The sequence below is a fragment of the Streptomyces griseus subsp. griseus genome (assembly GCF_003610995.1).
GTDB lineage: Bacteria > Actinomycetota > Actinomycetes > Streptomycetales > Streptomycetaceae > Streptomyces.
The window spans coordinates 986,950-1,003,846 of record NZ_CP032543.1; the positions used below are offsets into that span (position 1 = coordinate 986,950).

Sequence of the window (16,897 nt, forward strand, 5' to 3'; positions counted from 1 at the left end):
CCTCATGCTCGCGCCTGAAAATCCGACGGCACGACCGGGTGCGCGGCCCCGGCCCGCCGCCGTCGATCCTCCCACGACTGTGCTCGGTGTCCGGCCGCCGGTCCAGGAACCGGACACCACTTCATCAGGTCGAACGTGTCAGCGGGAGGCGATCGCGGCTTCCCCGGCCCGCCGCATGGCCGCCAGCGGGGCCGGGCTCCGGCCCGTCATCCGTTCGACCTGGAGCAGCGCCTGGTGCACGAGGAGGTCCAGTCCCCCGACGACGGTGCCGCCGCGCGCCGACCAGGCGGCGGCCAGCGGGGTCGGCCACGGGTCGTACAGCACGTCGAAGAGGATGCCCGGATGCCGCGGTACGTCGGCGGCCACGGAGTCCGTCGTCCCCGCCGGGGTCGTGGCGATGACGAGCGGCGCCTTCAGCGCGCGGGCGCCCTCGGCCCAGTCCGCGACCCTGACGTCCACGCCCAGGCGCCGGCCCCAGCCGCGCATCTCGTCGCCGCGTTCCCGGCTGCGTACGTAGGCGGTGACCGGCCCGGCGCAGATCACCGCGAGCGCGGCGAGGGCGGAGGAGGCGGTGGCGCCGGCGCCGAGGACGGCGGCGGACTCGACCTTCTCGACCCCGCGCTCCCGCAGGGCGGCGATCATGCCGGGGATGTCCGTGTTGTCGCCGACCCGTCGGCCGTCCCCGGTGAACACGACCGTGTTGACGGCCTCCACCGAGGCGGCGGTCGGGCTGATCTCGTCCAGCAGCGGGATGACCGCCCGCTTGAGCGGCATGGTCAGCGAGAGCCCGGCCCAGGAGCGGTCCAGCCCCTCGATGAAGTCGGGCAGCGCCGCCTCGTCGACCTCGAACCGGTCGTAGGACCAGTCGTCGAGGCCCAGCTCGGCGTAGGCGGCACGGTGCAGCACCGGGGAGAGGGAGTGGGCGATGGGCGAGCCGAGGACTGCGGCCCGGCGGGTCTCAACCGATGGCATCGAACTTTTCCTTGAGCTTGAGGTGCTCGTCGTAGGTCTTGGCGAACTCGGTCTTGTGCTGACCGTCGGTCGCGACGAAGTACAGCCAGCCGGCCGTCGTGGGGTTGAGCGCCGCGCCGAGCGCATCGGCACCGGGGTTGCTGATGGGGCCCGGGGTGAGGCCCTTCTGCGTATAGGTGTTGTACGGGTCCTTGTTGCTGAGGATCTCGGACTCGCTGATCTTGATGTTGCTCTGCTTCTTGAGGTAGTTGAACGCCGAGTCGAACTGAAGCAGCTGGTTCGTCTCGGTATTGGTGGGCTTGAGGCGGTTGTAGACGACTTCGGCCATCTTCCGGAAGTCGTCGTGGGTCTTGCCCTCCACCTGCACCAGGCTCGCGACCGTGATGACCTGCCACGGCCCGTCCAGATTGTGCTTCTTGGCGACGGCTTCCAGGTCGAGTTTGTCGTACTCCTTGTTCGCCCGCGTGACCATGCGCTTCAGCGCGTCCTCGGGCTTCGACCCCTTGGCGACCGGATAGGCCGCCGGGTACAGGAAGCCCTCCAGCGGGTCCTTCACATCCGGGTTGTCGTCGGCCCAGTCGGGCAGGCCCAGCGACTCCGCCTTGGTCTTGGCGATCTTCGCCGTGGTGCCATTCTCCAGCCCCAGCCGCTCGTCGATCTTGGCGTAGACCGTGACGTTACGGGTGCCCTCGGGGATCACGAAGGCGTTCTGGCTCTTGGGGTCGAGCATCAGCTCCACCGCGCTGGCCCCCGACATCTCCTTCTTCAGGAGGTAGACGCCGGCCTGGATCGACCGGCCCTTGGGGTTGCTGTTCTGCGCGGCGACGAAGGCGTCGGAGGACTTGATGACGCCCTGCTTGCGCAGGATGTTCGCGATGTCGTAGCCGAGCGCCCCCTCGGGGATCTCGACCTCGACCTGCTCGTCGCTGCCCGATCCGGCGAAGTCGGCCGGGGCGCCGAACTGCTTCTTCCAGTAGGTGTAGCCGACGTACGACACTCCCCCGAGGCCGCCGACCAGGACCAGGGAGACGACCAGGCAGGCGCAGCCGTTGCGGCTCTTCTTCTTGCCCTTGCCGCCCCGTCGCTCGCCGTCGCCGCGGTCCCGGCGTGCGGAGCGCGAGGCGTCGTCGTCCGGGTCATCGTCGTCGTCGCGGGGCTCACGGCCGGCGGGCTCGTCGGCGCCGGTGAAGAAAGGATGCGTCTCTTCCCGCTGCTCGTCCGGATCCCAGTCCGTCGACGGCTTCCGCTGCTGCTCGGGCTCCCGGCGGCCCGGGGGCTGCGGCGGGGGGTAGGCCTCGGGCGTGCCGTAGTAGTCGTGCGATTCGCCGTAGCCGGCCGGCTGCTGCTGGGCGTAGTACGGGTCCTGGGGCCCGGCCCCGTACGGCACGGCGGCCTGCTGGCCGGAGTCCCAGCCGCCGTCGTACGGCGGCTGGGCGGGAGACTGCTGGCCGTACGGGTCCTGGTGCTGCGCACCGTACTGCTGCTGGTGCTGCTGCGGCTGTTCGTACTGCGGGTACTGCTGCTGGTCGTACTGGTGCTGCTGGTACTGCTGGGGGCCCTGATGCTGCTGGTGGTTCTGGGCGTACGGGTCCTGCGGATAGGACTGCTGCTGGTCGCCGTACTGGCCCTGGCCGTGGGCGGCCTGACGGCCTCCCCATCCCTGGTCCCCGTACAAGGGATCCTCGGGATGCCACGGTTCGGAGCCGGGGCCCCGGCCATACTCAGTCATCGATCCCCTAGAGCCGCGAGACGACGTTCCGTCTCTTCGCTTCGCTGTGCGGTGTTTGTTCGAACCACCGACGCATCGCGCGGAACGTTACCGTATCGCGATCAGACAACCACTTCGACGCCCTCGCCCGGGGGATTGCCTGACGCCCGTTCGGACTCCAGAGCGTTCTGAAGGATCACCACAGCGGCAGCCTGGTCGATGACAGACCGGCCCTTCCTGGACTTCACGCCCGAGGCGCGCATGCCCTGAGCGGCCGTCACTGTGGTCATCCTCTCGTCCACCAGCCGCACCGGAACGGGGGCGATCGAACGGGCGAACGCCTGGGCGAAGTCGCGGACCTTGGCTGCCGCCGGGCCTTCCCCGCCACCGAGGGAGCGCGGCAGCCCCAGGATGACCTCGATCGGCTCGTACTCCTCCACTATCTGGCGGAGCCGCCGGTGGGCGGCCGGGACATCGCGTCCCGGCACGGTCTCCACCGGCGTGGCCAGAATCCCGTCGGGATCGCACGAGGCGACCCCGATCCGGGCGTCCCCCACATCGACGGCGAGCCGTCGGCCCCGGCGCATCCGCGTCATCGCGCTCGTCACGCCGTCTCGGTGACGAGGCGTTCGACAGCGGCGACGGCGTCGCCGATGGCGGCCGGGTTCGTGCCGCCGCCCTGGGCGACGTCGGGCTTGCCGCCGCCACCGCCGCCGAGCGTCTTGGCGGCCGTACGCACCAGGTCACCGGCCTTGAGGCCGCGCTCGCGGGCGGACTCGTTGGTGGCGATGACGGTGAGCGGGCGGCCGTTGGCCGTGGTGAACAGGGCCACGACGGCCGGGCGGCCGCCCTGGATGCGTCCGCGCACGTCCAGGACCAGCTTGCGCAGGTCGTCGGCGGAGGTGCCGTCGGGGACCTGGCCGGTGACCAGAGCCACGCCGCGTACGTCCTTGGCGGACTCGACCAGCCCGGCGGCGGCCGCGAGGACCTTCTCCGCGCGGAACTTCTCGATCTCCTTCTCGGCGTCCTTCAGCTTGCCGAGCATGCCCGCGATCTTCTCCGGAAGCTCCTCGGGACGGCCCTTGACCAGCTCCTGGAGCTGGGCGACGACGGTGTGTTCACGGGCGAGGAAGTTGTACGCGTCCACACCGACGAGCGCCTCGATACGGCGTACGCCGGAGCCGATGGAGGACTCGCCGAGCAGCTTGACCAGGCCGAGCTGGGCGGTGTTGTGGACGTGGGTGCCGCCGCACAGCTCCTTGGAGAAGTCGCCGATGGTGACCACACGGACCCGCTCGCCGTACTTCTCGCCGAACTCGGCGATGGCGCCCTGCTTCTTGGCCTCGTCGATCGACATGACCTCGGCCTGGACGTCGAGTTCGCGCGAGAGGACCTCGTTGATCTTCTGCTCCACGTCGGTGAGGACCGTGCCGGGAACGGCGGCGGGCGAACCGAAGTCGAAGCGGAAGCGGCCCGGCGAGTTCTCGGAGCCGGCCTGGGCGGCCGTCGGGCCGAGCGCGTCGCGCAGCGCCTGGTGGGTGAGGTGGGTGGCGCTGTGGGCGCGGGCGATGGCCCGGCGGCGGGTGGAGTCGATGGAGGCGAAGACCGGGGCCCCGACGGTCACCTCGCCCACCTGGACGACACCCTTGTGGACGTGGACGCCGGGGACCGGCTTCTGGACGTCGCGGATCTCGATCACGGCGCCGGTGTCGAGCCGGATGCGGCCGGTGTCGGCGAGCTGGCCGCCGCCCTCGGCGTAGAAGGGGGTGCGGTCGAGGACGACCTCGACCTCGTCGCCCTCGGTGGCGGCGGGCGAGGGCACCCCGTCGACCAGCAGGCCGACGATGGTGGACTCGCCGGCGGTGGAGGTGTAGCCGGTGAACTCGGTGGCACCGGAGTTGTCGGCGACCTCGCGGTAGGCGGACAGGTCGGCGTGCCCGGTCTTCTTGGCGCGGGCGTCGGCCTTCGCCTTGTCGCGCTGCTCCTGCATGAGGCGGCGGAAGCCGTCCTCGTCCACGGAGAGCCCCTGCTCCGCGGCCATCTCCAGGGTCAGGTCGATCGGGAAGCCCCAGGTGTCGTGGAGCAGGAACGCCTTGTCGCCGGCGATGACCTGGCCGCCGGCGGCCTTGGTCTCGGTGACGGCGGTCTCCAGGATGTTGGTGCCGCCCTTGAGGGCCTTGAGGAAGGCGGCCTCCTCGGCGAGCGCGACCGTCTCGATGCGCTTGCGGTCGGTGATCAGCTCCGGGTACTGGAGCCCCATCGTGTCGATCACGACGTCGACCAGGTCCTTGACGACCGATCCGGTGGCGCCCATCAGCCGCATGTTGCGGATGGCGCGGCGCATGATGCGGCGGAGCACATAGCCGCGGCCCTCGTTGCCGGGGGTGACGCCGTCGCCGATGAGCATCACCGACGTACGGATGTGGTCGGCGACGACGCGCAGCGAGACGTCGGTGCCCTTTTCGGCGCCGTAGCGGACGCCGGTCAGCTCGGTGGCCTTGTCCATGACGACGCGCAGGGTGTCGGTCTCGTACATGTTCTGTACGCCCTGGAGGATCATGGCGAGGCGTTCGAGGCCGAGACCGGTGTCGATGTTCTTCGACGGCAGGTCCCCGAGGATCGGGAAGTCCTCCTTGCCGTCGCCGGCGCCGCGCTCGTACTGCATGAAGACCAGGTTCCAGATCTCCACGTAGCGCTCGTCGTTGACGGCGGGGCCGCCCTCGACGCCGAACTCGGGGCCGCGGTCGTAGTTGATCTCGGAGCACGGACCGCAGGGTCCGGGGACGCCCATGGACCAGAAGTTGTCCTTCTTGCCCAGGCGCTGGATGCGCTCGGCGGGGACGCCGATCTTGTCGCGCCAGATGGCCTCGGCCTCGTCGTCGTCGAGGTAGACCGTGATCCAGAGCTTCTCGGGGTCGAGACCGTAGCCGCCGTCCTCGACGGAGTTGGTCAGCGCCTCCCAGGCGAGCTGGATGGCGCCTTCCTTGAAGTAGTCCCCGAAGGAGAAGTTGCCGCACATCTGGAAGAAGGTGCCGTGCCGGGTGGTCTTGCCGACCTCTTCGATGTCCGGCGTACGCACGCACTTCTGCACGCTGGTGACGCGCGGGGCGGGCGGCTTGACCTCGCCGAGGAAGTACGGCTTGAAGGGGACCATGCCCGCGGGGACCAGCAGCAGAGTCGGGTCGTCCGCGATGAGCGACGCCGAAGGCACGGCGGTGTGACCGCGCTCCTCGAAGAAGCTCAGCCAGCGGCGGCGGATTTCAGCCGACTCCATCAGTGGTCCTCATTCCGGTTGTCCGAGTTGTAGGGGAGCTTGCGGTACGTGTTCGGGCGGGCGGCGGGCTCGGCCGCCTCGACGGCGTAGTGCCGCTGCACGGGGAGGTCGGGGTCGACCGGTGCCTCCAGGCCCAGGGCGCCGCCCAGTTCGGCTTCGCGCCGGACCATTCCCTCGCGGACGTCGAGTGCGAAGTCCTTGAGCCGGTGGCCGGTCTCGATCGCCTTGTCCGCGGCCTGCACGGCGAGGCTCTCGGGCGTCAGCTGCCTGAGCTTGCGGTTGACCTTGGTGGTGGCCCACACACCGGCGGCTGCGCCGGTGGTGAACCAGAACATGCGGCGGAACATCGCTGGATCAGTCCTCCTGTCCGCGGGTGTTTCGGCGTTCGCGCTTACGTCCGCGCGCCGAAGGTACGGTCCGGCCGACGATCACCGTGCGGCGGGAGGAGCGGCTCCGCGCCGGTTCCGGTTCGGGCTCGGGGGCGGTGCGGCGGCCGAGGGCCTGCCGTACGCCGTAGCCGAAGGCCGCGACCTTGACGAGCGGGCCGCCGAAGGTGGAGGCGACGGTGGTGGAGAGCGCGGAGGCGTTGGAGGTGACCTCCTGGACGTCGCTCGCGATGGCGTCGACCTTGTCCAGCTGGGTCTGTGCGGACCGCACCGTCGCCGAGGCGTCGGCCAGCAGCGGAACGGCCTGTTCGGTCACGTCCGCCACCAGCTTGGTGGTCGCCTTGAGCGTCTGGGCGAGCCTCACCAGCACCACGGCGAGGAACGAGACCAGGATCGCCCAGAAGACGGCCACGAGGATCCCGGCCACCTCTCCACCGGACACTGTGCACCGCTCTCTGCTCGTCGCTTGTCTGCTTGTCATTCGGCCCCTGCGGGGGCTCGTCTCCATCGGTGCCGCCGGCTCCCGCCCGCGCGCCCGATCGTCGTCCCACGAGCCTATCGCGCCGCGCGTCGGCTCCCCTACCGCATTCCCGGCGGGCCCTGGGGCATTCTCCGCGAGCGGGGCGGGAGTTCGGCGACCCGATTGTACGGAGAGCTTCCAGGCCAGTACCCTGCGTGTTTCATGCGACGCCTGCAGCACCCTTCCACGAACCCGGACGATCCGGACTCCCGTTCCACCGCCCCGGGCGGCAACGTCCCGGCGGAGCTGACCCGGTTCGTGGGCCGCGAGGACGAACTGACCGCGCTGGACGGGCTGCTGGAGGAGTCCCGGCTCGTCACCGTCGTCGGAGCGGCGGGCGTGGGCAAGACCCGGTGTGTCAGCAGGGTCGCCGCGCTCCTGGAGAAACGGTACTGCGACGGGGTCTGGCTCGCCGAGCTGTCCGCCGTCCACGACCCCGGCCTGCTGGAGCACGCCGTGGTCGAGGCGCTGGGGCTGACCGACCACACCGGCAGGGCCCCGCGCGCCGTGCTCGTCGACCACCTCCGTGAGCGCCGGGCGCTGCTGGTGCTGGACGGCTTCGAGCACCTCGTCGACGGCTGCGCCGATCTCGTACGGGAGTTGCTGCGCCGGGCGCCGGGGCTGCGGGTGCTCGCGGCCGGGCGCCGGCCGCTCCTGGTGGACGGTGAAGTGACGTTCCCCCTCGCCCCTCTGTGCGACGAGGACGCGGTGGAGCTGTTCTGGGGGCGGGCCCGGGCGGTGCGGCCGGACCGGGAGCCGACGGCCGGGGACCGGGCCGCCGCCCTGGAGCTCTGCCACCGCCTCGACGGCATCCCGCTGGCGCTCGAACTGGCCGCCGGGCGGCTGCGCGCCCTCTCGGTGGACCAGGTGCTGCTGCGCCTGGACGACCGGTTCCGGCTGCTGACGGGCGGCAGCCGGGGCGCCCCGCACCACCACCGGGCGCTGCGTACGGCGATCGGCTGGAGCCATGAGCTGTGCACGCCCGAGCAGCGGCTGCTGTGGGCGCGGCTCTCGGTCTTCGCCGGGCAGTTCGACCTGGAGGCCGCCGAGTACATCTGCGGCGGCGCCGGTCTGCCGGCCGACTCGGTCCTCGACGTACTGGAGGCGCTGCTGGCCCAGTCGGTGGTGGAGCGTGCGGACGGTGTGGCCGGCACCCGCTACCGGCTGCTGGAGTCGGTGCGCGAGTACGGCGCCGAGTGGCTGGCGGCGGCCGGGGACACCCGGCGGATGCGGCGTCGCCACCGGGACTGGTTCCTGGGGCTCGCGACCTGGTGCGAGCTGGACTGGTTCTCGCCGCGCCAGGCGGAGGTGGCGGCCCGCGTCGACAGCGAGCTGCCCAATCTCCGGCGGGCGATGGAGTGCTCCATGGAGAGCCCCGACGAGGTCCACCTGGCGCACCATCTGGCGGGTTCGCTCTGGTTCTACTGGGCGGGGTGCGGGCGGCTGTCGGAGGGCCGGTACTGGCTGGAGCACGTACTGGAGGAGCCGACCCCGTACGACTCCTCACGGCTGAAGGTGCTGTGGGTGCTGGGGTACGTGGCGGTGCTCCAGGGCGACGCGGTCGGGGCGGTCTCGGCGCTCCAGGAGTGCCGGGAGCAGGCCGAGCGGTCGGGGGACGCCACGGCGATGGCGTACGCGGTCCACCGCACGGGCTGCCTGGCGGTCGTCACGGACGACCCGGAGCGCGCCGAGGTGCTGCTGCGCGACGCGCTCGGCCGCTACCGGGAGATCGGTGAGCTGAACAGCAATGTGGTGATGGCCCAGGTGGAGCTGGCCATGGCGGTGGCGTTCCAGGGAGATCTGGCCGCGGCGGCGGACATCTGCGAGGAGGTCCGGGAGCTGTGCGAGGACCACGGGGAGCGGTGGGCGCTGGCGTACGCGCTCTACGTCCTGGCCTATGCGGCGCTGCGGCGGGGGCTGCCGGAGCGGGCTCGGCGGATGCTCGGGGAGTGCCTGTCGATCGGCCGGACCTTCGACGACCTGCTGGTCACGGCGCTGTCGCTGGAGCTGCTGGCACTGGTGACGGCGGTGGAGGGCGATGCCGGGGAGGCTGCGGTGCTGCAAGGGGCGGCGGAGCGGATCTGGCCGTCGGTGGGGCCGCCACTGTTCGGCTCGGTGCACTTCGGGCGGCCGCGCATGGAGTGCGAGGAGCAGGTGCGGCGGGAGCTGGGGGACGCGGCGTACGAGGCGGGACTGCGGGCCGGGAGGCGGCTGGACCGGGCCGCGGCGGTGGAGCGGGCGCTCGGCGGGGGCGGTGGCGAGGCCCGGGGGCAGCGCGACACGTCCGGGGCGGAGGGTGGTGGTGCCGCCGGGGGAACGCGAAGGCCCGCCGCCTCCCGGATGACAGGGAGGGGCGGGCCGGAGCGCTGGTGAGAGCGGCTACGCCTGGATCAGCGGGCGTAGTACTCGACGACGAGCTGCTCGTCGCAGATCACCGGGATCTCCTTGCGGTTCGGGTCCCGGTCCAGGCGGAAGGCCAGGGCCTTCAGGTTCACCTGGAGGTAGCGCGGGGTCTCACCGTCGGTGTCGTAGCCACCCTCGCGGGCCACCTGGAAGGGGACCTTGGTGCGGCTGCGCTCGCGGACCTGGACGACGTCGTCGGGGCGCACGCGGAAGGACGGCTTGTCGACCTTGCCACCGTTGACCTCGATGTGGCCGTGGACGACCATCTGACGGGCCTGGTAGATGGTGCGGGCGATGCCCGAACGCAGGACCAGGGCGTCGAGACGGCGCTCGAGCTCGACGACCAGCGCCTCGCCCGTCTTGCCTTCGGCCTTCTTGGCACGGTCGTAGGCGCGCGCCATCTGGCGCTCGCTGATGTCGTACTGCGCACGCAGGCGCTGCTTCTCCAGCAGACGGACCTTGTAGTCCGAGTTCTGCTTGCGGCCACGGCCGTGCTCGCCCGGCGGGTACGGACGAGCTTCGAAGTACTTGACAGCCTTGGGCGTCAGAGCGATGCCGAGGGCACGCGACTTCTTGACCTTGGGACGCGACTGGTTAGGCACGTTCTCCAGACCTCCGTTGTAGGTTAGGTTAGGCTTACCTTACTCAAGGAGATCGCATGTCTCGCCCTGGGAACACCACTCACGTCACGGACAGCACAGACAGCGGCAGCACACCTGAAGGTGCTGCTACGACGGAAGGCCGATCTGATCGTGGTCAGCCGCGTCCCAGCGGGCTTGAAAACACTCGGATGCCGTCAGCAGCCGAGCGCACACGAACTCTCGTACAGAGTACCTGCTCCGCGCTGCTCGTCGTACCGGGGCTGGATCTGGCCCGTGCCGAACCGCTGGTTCCGGACAGCCGGAGCGTCGGGCCGGAGGGCGACCTGTTCCTCGAATTCCCCGCGGATTCCCCGGCAGTTCGGGCCGCGACCCACGCCCAGGGCGACGAGCTGACCGCCGTGCTGGAGATCACGGACGTCGCCCCGGTCTCCGTACCGCACCGCATCCGGGGCCGCGCCTGGATCTCCGGCTGGCTCACCTCCGTACCCGGCGTAGCGGCACCGGGCCGGATGATGCTGCGCCTCGAATTCGGCGAGGCGTACGTGGACGACCTCTGGGGCGCCGAGGACATCGAGGCGGAGGACTTCCGGGACACCGCCCCCGACCCGCTCGCCGGCCACGAGGCGGAGCTGCTCCAGCATCTGCACTCCGCCCACGACGACCGGATGCGCACGCTGTGCGGGCTGCTCGGCGAGCGGACGGCGCGGGCCTGCTCCTCCCACCGGCCCACAGCCGTGCCGGTGGCGCTGGACCGCTTCGGGCTGCGGGTGCGCTTCGTGGAGGAGAAGGGGTCGTGCTTCGACGCCCGCTTCGAGTTCCCGGAGCCGGTGCGGGACGTCACCGAGCTGCGGCGGGCGATGCACACCCTCTTCGAGGCGGCCGCGTCCTGATCCCGGAGCCACCGCCCGTACGTCAGGACGGGTCCGCACCGCCGCCACGGCCCAGGCGCTCGCGGACCCGCTCCACCACGTCCGCGTACCGCGCCTCGGCGCCGTGCCGGGTGGGGGTGTAGTACAGCCGGTCGCTGACCGCGTCCGGGGCGTACTGCTGGGCGGCGATACCGCCCTGCACATCGTGCGGATAGACATAGCCCTGGGCGTGGCCGAGCTTGGCCGCGCCCTTGTAATGGCCGTCGCGCAGATGGGCCGGGACGGGGCCCGCGAGACCCTTCCGGACGTCCTCCTGCGCGGCGAAGATCGCGAGCGTCGCCGCGTTGGACTTGGGCGCGAGCGCCAGGGCGATCGTGGCGTGGCTGAGGGTGAGCGCCGCCTCCGGGAAGCCGATCATGGCGACGGCCTGGGCGGCCGCCACCGCCGTGGGCAGCGCGGTGGGGTCGGCGAGGCCGATGTCCTCGCTGGCGGAGATCATCAGCCGCCGGGCGATGAACCGGGGGTCCTCCCCCGCCTCGATCATCCGGGCCAGGTAGTGCAGAGCGGCGTCCACGTCGGAGCCGCGGATCGACTTGATGAGCGCGCTGGCCACGTCGTAGTGCTGGTCGCCGTCGCGGTCGTACTTCACGGCGGCGCGGTCGACGGTCGCCTCGACCGTCTCCAGCGTGATCTCCGCCTCGTGTGTGGCGAGCGCCGCACCGGCCGCCGCCTCCAGGGCGGTCAGCGCCCGGCGCGCGTCGCCGCCCGCGATGCGCAGGAGGTGTGCCTCCGCGTCCTCGGGCAGGGTGACGGCTCCGCCGAGCCCGCGCTCGTCGGTGAGCGCCCGGCGCAGCAGATCGCGCAGGTCGTCGTCGGTGAGCGGCTCCAGGGTGAGGAGCAGGGAGCGCGAGAGCAGCGGCGAGATGATCGAGAAATACGGATTCTCCGTGGTGGCGGCGATCAGCGTCACCCAGCGGTTCTCCACGGCGGGGAGCAGGGAGTCCTGCTGGGCCTTGGAGAAGCGGTGGATCTCGTCCAGGAAGAGGACGGTCTCCTTGCCGAAGCCACCGGTGGCGCGGCGCGCGCTCTCGATGACGGCCCGGACCTCCTTGACGCCCGCGGTGATCGCGGAGAGCTCCACGAAGCGCTTGTTGGTGGCCTTGCTGACCACGTACGCCAGAGTCGTCTTCCCGGTGCCGGGCGGGCCCCAGAGGATCACCGACGAGGCACCGGCCGGACCGCCGCTCCCCTCGACGAGCCGGCGCAGCGGCGAGCCCGGCTTCAGCAGATGCTGCTGGCCGACGACCTCGTCGAGGACACGGGGACGCATCCGGACAGCGAGGGGGCTGCTGGATGGGTCCTTCTCCTGGCGGTCTTCGGCGGCTGCGGTAAAGAGGTCGGGCTCCACGTCATGAAGCCTATGCGACCCCACTGACAACGCCCCGGGCGGCGGGCTCCGGTCAGCTGGTCCAGAAGTCCCACCAGCGCGTCAGGATCAGCATCCCGATGATCCCGATCCAGAGCACCGGCGGCACCCAGTGGAACTCGGTCAGCCCGCTGCGCAGCCAGGCGGGCGCGGGGAGGATGCGGTGCTTGATGTTGTGCGTGGTCACGTAGCAGAACATGATGATCGTCGCGACCCAGGCCAGGCAGCACCAGAGGCAGAGCGAGTTGATGTTGTACAGCGACTGGTACTGGAGCCAGGTGCAGAAGCCGACCCCGAAGAGGGTGCCCGCGTTGAGGCCGAGCCAGAACCAGTTGCGGTAGCGGGCGCCGGCGAGCAGGCCCACCCCGATGGCGATGACCATGCCGTACGTGACCAGGCCGAGCATCGGGTTGGGGAACCCGAACGCGGAGGCCTGATCGCTCTTCATGATGTTGCCGCACGCGACAACCGGGTTGAGGCTGCACCCCGGTGTGAAGGACGGGTCCTCCAGCAGCTTGAACTTGTCGATGGTGATGACCCAGGAGGCCAGCAGACCGGCCGCGCCGGTGATCATCAGGAGCAGGGCGAGACCCCGTCCGGCCCCGAAGGTGCGCTTGCCGCCGCCCTCGCCCTGGTCGGAGGAGAGGTCGTGGTCTACCGCAGCAGTCGTCATATCGCCGTTCCATCACCGAGTGGTCAGCCGGGCAAGGTCATTGTGCCGCACCCCTGCACCGGTCAACCGTTCGATGGACATAAAGGTGTACGTCCGGTGGGCAGGGAACCGGCGGCGCGGCGGAACGCCCGGGGCCCTGACGGAACTAGTTGTGAACGTGCGCGGACCGCGTGAGCGATACGGCGGTGTGAGCGCCCCGCACGGCCTGGACCTGGACATCCACCGGGGTGAGGTGTCCGGACCGCTCGGCCCGAAGGGTGCCGGGAGGAGCGCCTGCGTGGATGTGCTCCAGGGGCAGCGGGACCGGGACGCAGCCGTATGGAGGTCCTCGGCGCCCACCCCGCGACGGCCGGCCGCCGTCAACGATCCCGGGTCGGGATCGCTTGGAAGGATGGTTCGGCACCCGCCGAGTTGACGGTACGGGAGACGGTCCGGCCCTTCGCCCGCTCCTACCCGCACCCGCGCGACCCCGACGAGACCATCGCCCCGGTCGGCCTGGAGGCGAAGGCGGGTTCCCGGGCCAAGGCCCTCCCGGGCGGTCAGCGGCGGCGCCTCGATGGGGCGCTCGGGGTGATCGGCTCCCCCGGACTCCTGGTGCTGGACGAGCCGCCCACCGGTTTCGATCCGGCCGCCCGGCGGAGGACGGCGGCGCGCACCCTGCTCGGCATCGCGATCAGCCGCCTGCCCGGGCCGGGCCGGAGCGCGGGTTCGGTGGTCATCCTGCCGTTCCTGTGCTCCAGTTCGTCTCCGCCGCCCTGACCCCGTCCGTACGGGACAAGGGGTGCGGCGTTGATCCTCGGGCGGCGGCCCGTGGCGAGACCGTGCTCGCGCTGACGGTGGCGACCCGGCTGGTGGACCGGTCGCGCGAGGCGCCGGAGCTGCCCCGGCTCTCGGAGCGGGGGCCGCAGGTGCTGCGGCTGGTGGCGGAGGGGTGCACCGACGCGGAGACCGGGCGGCGGCTGCTCATCGGCGAGTCGGCGGTGACAACCCATCTGCTGCGGGTCTTCGGCAAGCTGGGCGTCAGCGACCGGACCGCCGCGCTACGAGGTCGATGTGCCACGGCTGCTGTGAGCGGACGCGAAAGGCGCGGGCGGTGGGACCTGGGGTCCTGCCGCCCGCGCCCCGTTCACGGCTCGGTCAGCCGAGGCGCTTCGTCAGCTCCGCCACGACCCCGGCCAGCGGCACCGCGTCCTGCTCGCCGGACTCCATGTCCTTGAGCTGGACGACGCCCTCGGCCAGGTCGCGTTCGCCCGCCACCAGGGTGTAGCGCGCGCCCGAGCGGTTGGCACTCTTCATCGCGCCCTTCAGGCCACGGCCGCCGAAGGCGAAGTCGGCGGGGACGCCCGCGCGGCGCAGCTCGGTGACGACGGCGAACAGCGCCCGGCGGGCCTCCTCGCCGAGCGGGACGGCGTAGACGCTGGTGGTGACGGGGAGGTCGAGCTCGACGCCCTCCGCCTCCAGGGCGAGGACCGTGCGATCCACACCGAGGGCCCAGCCGACCGAGGGCAGCGCGGGGCCGCCGATCATCTCGGAGAGGCCGTCGTAACGGCCGCCGCCGCCCACCGCGGACTGGGAGCCCAGGCCGTCGTGGACGAACTCGAAGGTCGTGCGGGTGTAGTAGTCGAGGCCCCGGACGAGCTTCTCGTCGTCCTCGTAGACGACTCCGGCCGCCGTCAGCAGAGCGCGGACCTCCTCGTGGTACGCCTTGCAGGCGTCGCAGAGGTAGTCGCGGAGCTTGGGCGCGTCGGTGAGCTGCTTCTGTACGTCGGCCCGCTTGTCGTCCAGGACGCGCAGCGGGTTGATCTCGATGCGGCGGCGGGTCTCCTCGTCGAGGTCGAGGTCGCGCAGGAAGGTCTGGAGCGCCTCGCGGTAGACGGGGCGGCACTCCTTGTCTCCGAGGGAGTTCAGCAGGATGCGGAACTGGCGCAGGCCGAGCGAGCGGTACGCCTGGTCGGCGAGGATGATCAGCTCGGCGTCCAGCACCGGGTCCTCGGTGCCGATGGCCTCGGCGCCGACCTGCGAGAAGTGGCGGTAGCGCCCCTTCTGCGGGCGCTCGTAGCGGTAGTACGAGCCGGAGTACCAGAGCTTGACGGGGAGGTTGCCGGCCTTGTGGAGGTTGGCCTCCAGGGCCGCGCGCAGGACGGACGCGGTGCCCTCGGGGCGCAGCGCCAGCTGGTCGCCGCCCTTGGTGGTGAGGGTGTACATCTCCTTGGTGACGATGTCGGTGGACTCACCGACACCGCGCGCGAACAGCTCCACGTTCTCGAAGCCGGGTGTCTCGATGTAGCCGTAGCCGGAGTCCCGCAGGGGCGCGGAGATGGCCTCGCGCACCGCCAGGAACTTCGCGGAGTCCGGCGGGGTCAGGTCGTACGTGCCCTTGGGGGCCTGGAAGGTGCTCACGTGGATACGTCTCTCGTCTTCTACAGTCCTCGGCGCGGCGACGCGTCCAGACCGTTCAGGAACGGGTTGGCGGCTCGCTCGCGGCCGATGGTCGTCTGGGGGCCGTGGCCGGACAGCACCACGGTCGAGTCGTCGAGCGGCAGGCACACACGGGCCAGCGACTCGAGGAGCTCGGCGTGGTCGCCGCCGGGCAGGTCGGTGCGTCCGACGGAGCCGGCGAAGAGCAGGTCGCCCGAGAAGAGGACCGGCGGGATGTCCGCGGCCTCGGGCATCCCGAACGTCACCGACCCCTTGGTATGGCCGGGCGCGTGCGAGACGCCGAACTCCAGCCCGGCCAGGGTCAGCTTCGACCCGTCGGTCAGCTCCTTGACGTCGTCCGGCTCGCCCACGGTCAGCTCGCCCATGAGCGGCATCCCGATGGAGCGGCCGAGCGCCTTCTCCGGATCGCTCATCATGTAGCGGTCCTCGGGGTGGATCCAGGCGGGGACGTCATGGGCGCCGCAGACGGGGACGACCGAGGCGACATGGTCGATGTGGCCGTGGGTGAGCACGACGGCGACGGGCTTGAGCCGATGCTTCTTCAGCGCTTCCTCGACACCCTGGGCGGCCTGGTGGCCCGGGTCGATGATCACGCACTCCTCACCGGCGGCGGGGGCGACCAGGTAGCAATTGGTCCCCCAGGCCCCGGCGGGGAACCCGGCAATGAGCACGATCGTCCTTAATGTTCGTCCGGAGGATGCGGCCGCAGCGGAGGATGCAGCAGATCAGAGCCTACCGGCGCTCCTCATGACACAGGTAACCCATATACGGTACGGGCAGCCCAGCCCCGATCTCACGACGTACAAGGAGCCCAACCGGTGTCCAGCAGCGAACAGCGGCGGCGGCAGCTCGCCCGGGAGAAGTTCGAGCGCCAGCAGAAGCGCCGGGAGGAAGCCCGGCGCAGGACGCGGCGGATCACCGCGATCGTCGCGGCCTCGGTGGCCGTGGTCGCCGTCGTCGGTGTGAGCGCGTTCATCGTGGCGGGCAAGGACGACGGCAAGGACGACAAGAAGACCGAGGCGGCCGCGAGCCAGAGCCCTGAGCCGACGCCTTCGGAGAGCGAGAGCAAGGCTCCCGAGCCGCCGATGGAGATCGACAAGAAGGCGACGTACACGATGTCGCTGGGGACGAGCCAGGGCGACATAGCGTTCTCCATGGACGCGGCGAAGACCCCGCACACGGCGAACTCCTTCAAGGCGCTCGCCGACAAGGGCTACTTCGACGGTACGAAGTGCCACCGCCTCACCACGCAGGGCATCTTCGTCCTCCAGTGCGGCGACCCCAAGGGCGACGGCACCGGCGGTCCCGGCTACAACATCCCCGACGAGAACCTCAAGGCGCTCGGCGAGGCGGGCGGCGACGGCACGGTGACGTTCCCCGCGGGCACGGTGGCGATGGCCAACACCGGCCAGCCGGGCACCGGCGGCAGCCAGTTCTTCCTGGTCTACAAGGACACCAAGCTGCCGCCCACGTACACCCCGTTCGGCAAGCTGGACAAGGCCTCGCTCAAGGCCGTCGAGAAGGTCGGCGCCGCGGGTGTCGAGGGCGGCGCGGGCGACGGTGCGCCGAAGAAGGCCGTGGAGATCGAGAAGGCGACCGTGAAGAAGGACTGACCCGGCCGTACG

Annotated in this window: 14 protein-coding genes and 2 pseudogenes; 5 read left to right on the forward strand and 11 right to left on the reverse strand. The window is 71.0% G+C overall.

All coding sequences use genetic code 11. The features are described 5' to 3' along the window. Positions 1-138: 138 nt before the first annotated feature. The 6 genes from D6270_RS04505 to D6270_RS04535 form a co-directional block, all read right to left on the reverse strand. Entirely contained in the window at positions 139-972 is an 834-nt protein-coding gene (locus tag D6270_RS04505) for a shikimate dehydrogenase (protein ID WP_109166625.1), read from the reverse strand. Then, positions 959-2,701: an endolytic transglycosylase MltG gene (mltG, locus tag D6270_RS04510; RefSeq protein WP_109166624.1), complete on the reverse strand. Its 1,743-nt coding sequence runs from the start codon at positions 2,699-2,701 to the stop codon at positions 959-961. Before mltG ends, D6270_RS04505 begins: the two co-directional genes overlap by 14 nt. A 101-nt stretch (positions 2,702-2,802) precedes the next feature. Beyond that, positions 2,803-3,276: a Holliday junction resolvase RuvX gene (ruvX, locus tag D6270_RS04520; protein WP_202418881.1), complete on the reverse strand. Its 474-nt coding sequence runs from the start codon at positions 3,274-3,276 to the stop codon at positions 2,803-2,805. An 8-nt stretch (positions 3,277-3,284) separates the two neighbouring features. After that, positions 3,285-5,954 carry an alanine--tRNA ligase gene (alaS, locus tag D6270_RS04525; protein WP_109166622.1) on the reverse strand — a complete coding sequence of 890 codons (2,670 nt, stop codon included), beginning with the start codon at positions 5,952-5,954 and terminating at the stop codon, positions 3,285-3,287. Continuing rightward, positions 5,954-6,301: a DUF6167 family protein gene (locus D6270_RS04530; protein WP_109166621.1), complete on the reverse strand. Its 348-nt coding sequence runs from the start codon at positions 6,299-6,301 to the stop codon at positions 5,954-5,956. Before D6270_RS04530 ends, alaS begins: the two co-directional genes overlap by 1 nt. A 7-nt stretch (positions 6,302-6,308) precedes the next feature. Continuing rightward, positions 6,309-6,767 carry a DUF948 domain-containing protein gene (locus D6270_RS04535; RefSeq protein ID WP_109166620.1) on the reverse strand — a complete coding sequence of 153 codons (459 nt, stop codon included), beginning with the start codon at positions 6,765-6,767 and terminating at the stop codon, positions 6,309-6,311. Between the two features lie 255 nt (positions 6,768-7,022). On the opposite strand from D6270_RS04535, the gene D6270_RS04540 reads away from it, so the two are divergent. Then, a complete protein-coding gene (locus D6270_RS04540) occupies positions 7,023-9,233 on the forward strand; it encodes an ATP-binding protein (RefSeq protein WP_109166619.1) in 2,211 nt (736 codons plus the stop codon). A 17-nt stretch (positions 9,234-9,250) separates the two neighbouring features. Here D6270_RS04540 and rpsD read toward each other — a convergent pair whose 3' ends face one another. Next, the gene (gene rpsD / locus D6270_RS04545) at positions 9,251-9,865 is read right to left on the reverse strand and encodes a 30S ribosomal protein S4 (RefSeq protein WP_015607373.1); all 615 of its coding nucleotides are present in this window, start codon (positions 9,863-9,865) and stop codon (positions 9,251-9,253) included. A 188-nt stretch (positions 9,866-10,053) separates the two neighbouring features. Between rpsD and D6270_RS04550 the strand changes: the two genes are divergently transcribed. Beyond that, positions 10,054-10,755, forward strand: a complete 702-nt coding sequence (locus D6270_RS04550; protein WP_109166618.1) for a DUF2470 domain-containing protein — start codon at positions 10,054-10,056, stop codon at positions 10,753-10,755. 22 nt (positions 10,756-10,777) lie between these two features. Here D6270_RS04550 and D6270_RS04555 read toward each other — a convergent pair whose 3' ends face one another. Next, complete coding sequence (locus D6270_RS04555; protein WP_109166617.1) at positions 10,778-12,142, reverse strand: replication-associated recombination protein A; 1,365 nt, start codon at positions 12,140-12,142, stop codon at positions 10,778-10,780. A gap of 52 nt (positions 12,143-12,194) precedes the next feature. Beyond that, positions 12,195-12,833 (reverse strand): vitamin K epoxide reductase family protein, encoded by a 639-nt coding sequence (locus D6270_RS04560; RefSeq protein ID WP_109166616.1) that lies wholly within the window; start codon positions 12,831-12,833, stop codon positions 12,195-12,197. A 136-nt stretch (positions 12,834-12,969) separates the two neighbouring features. On the opposite strand from D6270_RS04560, the pseudogene D6270_RS04565 reads away from it, so the two are divergent. Continuing rightward, positions 12,970-13,475, forward strand: a pseudogene (locus D6270_RS04565) (ATP-binding cassette domain-containing protein); the annotation flags it as partial. A 155-nt stretch (positions 13,476-13,630) separates the two neighbouring features. Continuing rightward, a pseudogene (locus D6270_RS32780) lies at positions 13,631-13,876 on the forward strand (helix-turn-helix domain-containing protein); the annotation flags it as partial. A 94-nt stretch (positions 13,877-13,970) separates the two neighbouring features. Here D6270_RS32780 and hisS read toward each other — a convergent pair. Together hisS and D6270_RS04580 are read right to left on the reverse strand one after the other, a co-directional pair. Further along, the gene (gene hisS / locus D6270_RS04575; protein ID WP_109166615.1) at positions 13,971-15,233 is read right to left on the reverse strand and encodes a histidine--tRNA ligase; all 1,263 of its coding nucleotides are present in this window, start codon (positions 15,231-15,233) and stop codon (positions 13,971-13,973) included. Positions 15,234-15,253: 20 nt separating this feature from the next. Continuing rightward, entirely contained in the window at positions 15,254-15,943 is a 690-nt protein-coding gene (locus D6270_RS04580) for an MBL fold metallo-hydrolase (RefSeq protein WP_109166614.1), read from the reverse strand. Positions 15,944-16,090: 147 nt separating this feature from the next. On the opposite strand from D6270_RS04580, the gene D6270_RS04585 reads away from it, so the two are divergent. Further along, a complete protein-coding gene (locus D6270_RS04585) occupies positions 16,091-16,885 on the forward strand; it encodes a peptidylprolyl isomerase (RefSeq protein ID WP_109166613.1) in 795 nt (264 codons plus the stop codon). Positions 16,886-16,897 lie beyond the last annotated feature (12 nt).

Coding starts and splice junctions, on each gene's coding strand:
- D6270_RS04505 (WP_109166625.1), bottom strand. CDS start 972: ATGCCATCGGTTGAGACCCGCCGGGCCGCAGTCCTCGGCTCGCCCATC.
- mltG (WP_109166624.1), bottom strand. CDS start 2,701: ATGACTGAGTATGGCCGGGGCCCCGGCTCCGAACCGTGGCATCCCGAG.
- ruvX (WP_202418881.1), bottom strand. CDS start 3,276: ATGACGCGGATGCGCCGGGGCCGACGGCTCGCCGTCGATGTGGGGGAC.
- alaS (WP_109166622.1), bottom strand. CDS start 5,954: ATGGAGTCGGCTGAAATCCGCCGCCGCTGGCTGAGCTTCTTCGAGGAG.
- D6270_RS04530 (WP_109166621.1), bottom strand. CDS start 6,301: ATGTTCCGCCGCATGTTCTGGTTCACCACCGGCGCAGCCGCCGGTGTG.
- D6270_RS04540 (WP_109166619.1), top strand. CDS start 7,023: ATGCGACGCCTGCAGCACCCTTCCACGAACCCGGACGATCCGGACTCC.
- D6270_RS04550 (WP_109166618.1), top strand. CDS start 10,054: ATGCCGTCAGCAGCCGAGCGCACACGAACTCTCGTACAGAGTACCTGC.
- D6270_RS04560 (WP_109166616.1), bottom strand. CDS start 12,833: ATGACGACTGCTGCGGTAGACCACGACCTCTCCTCCGACCAGGGCGAG.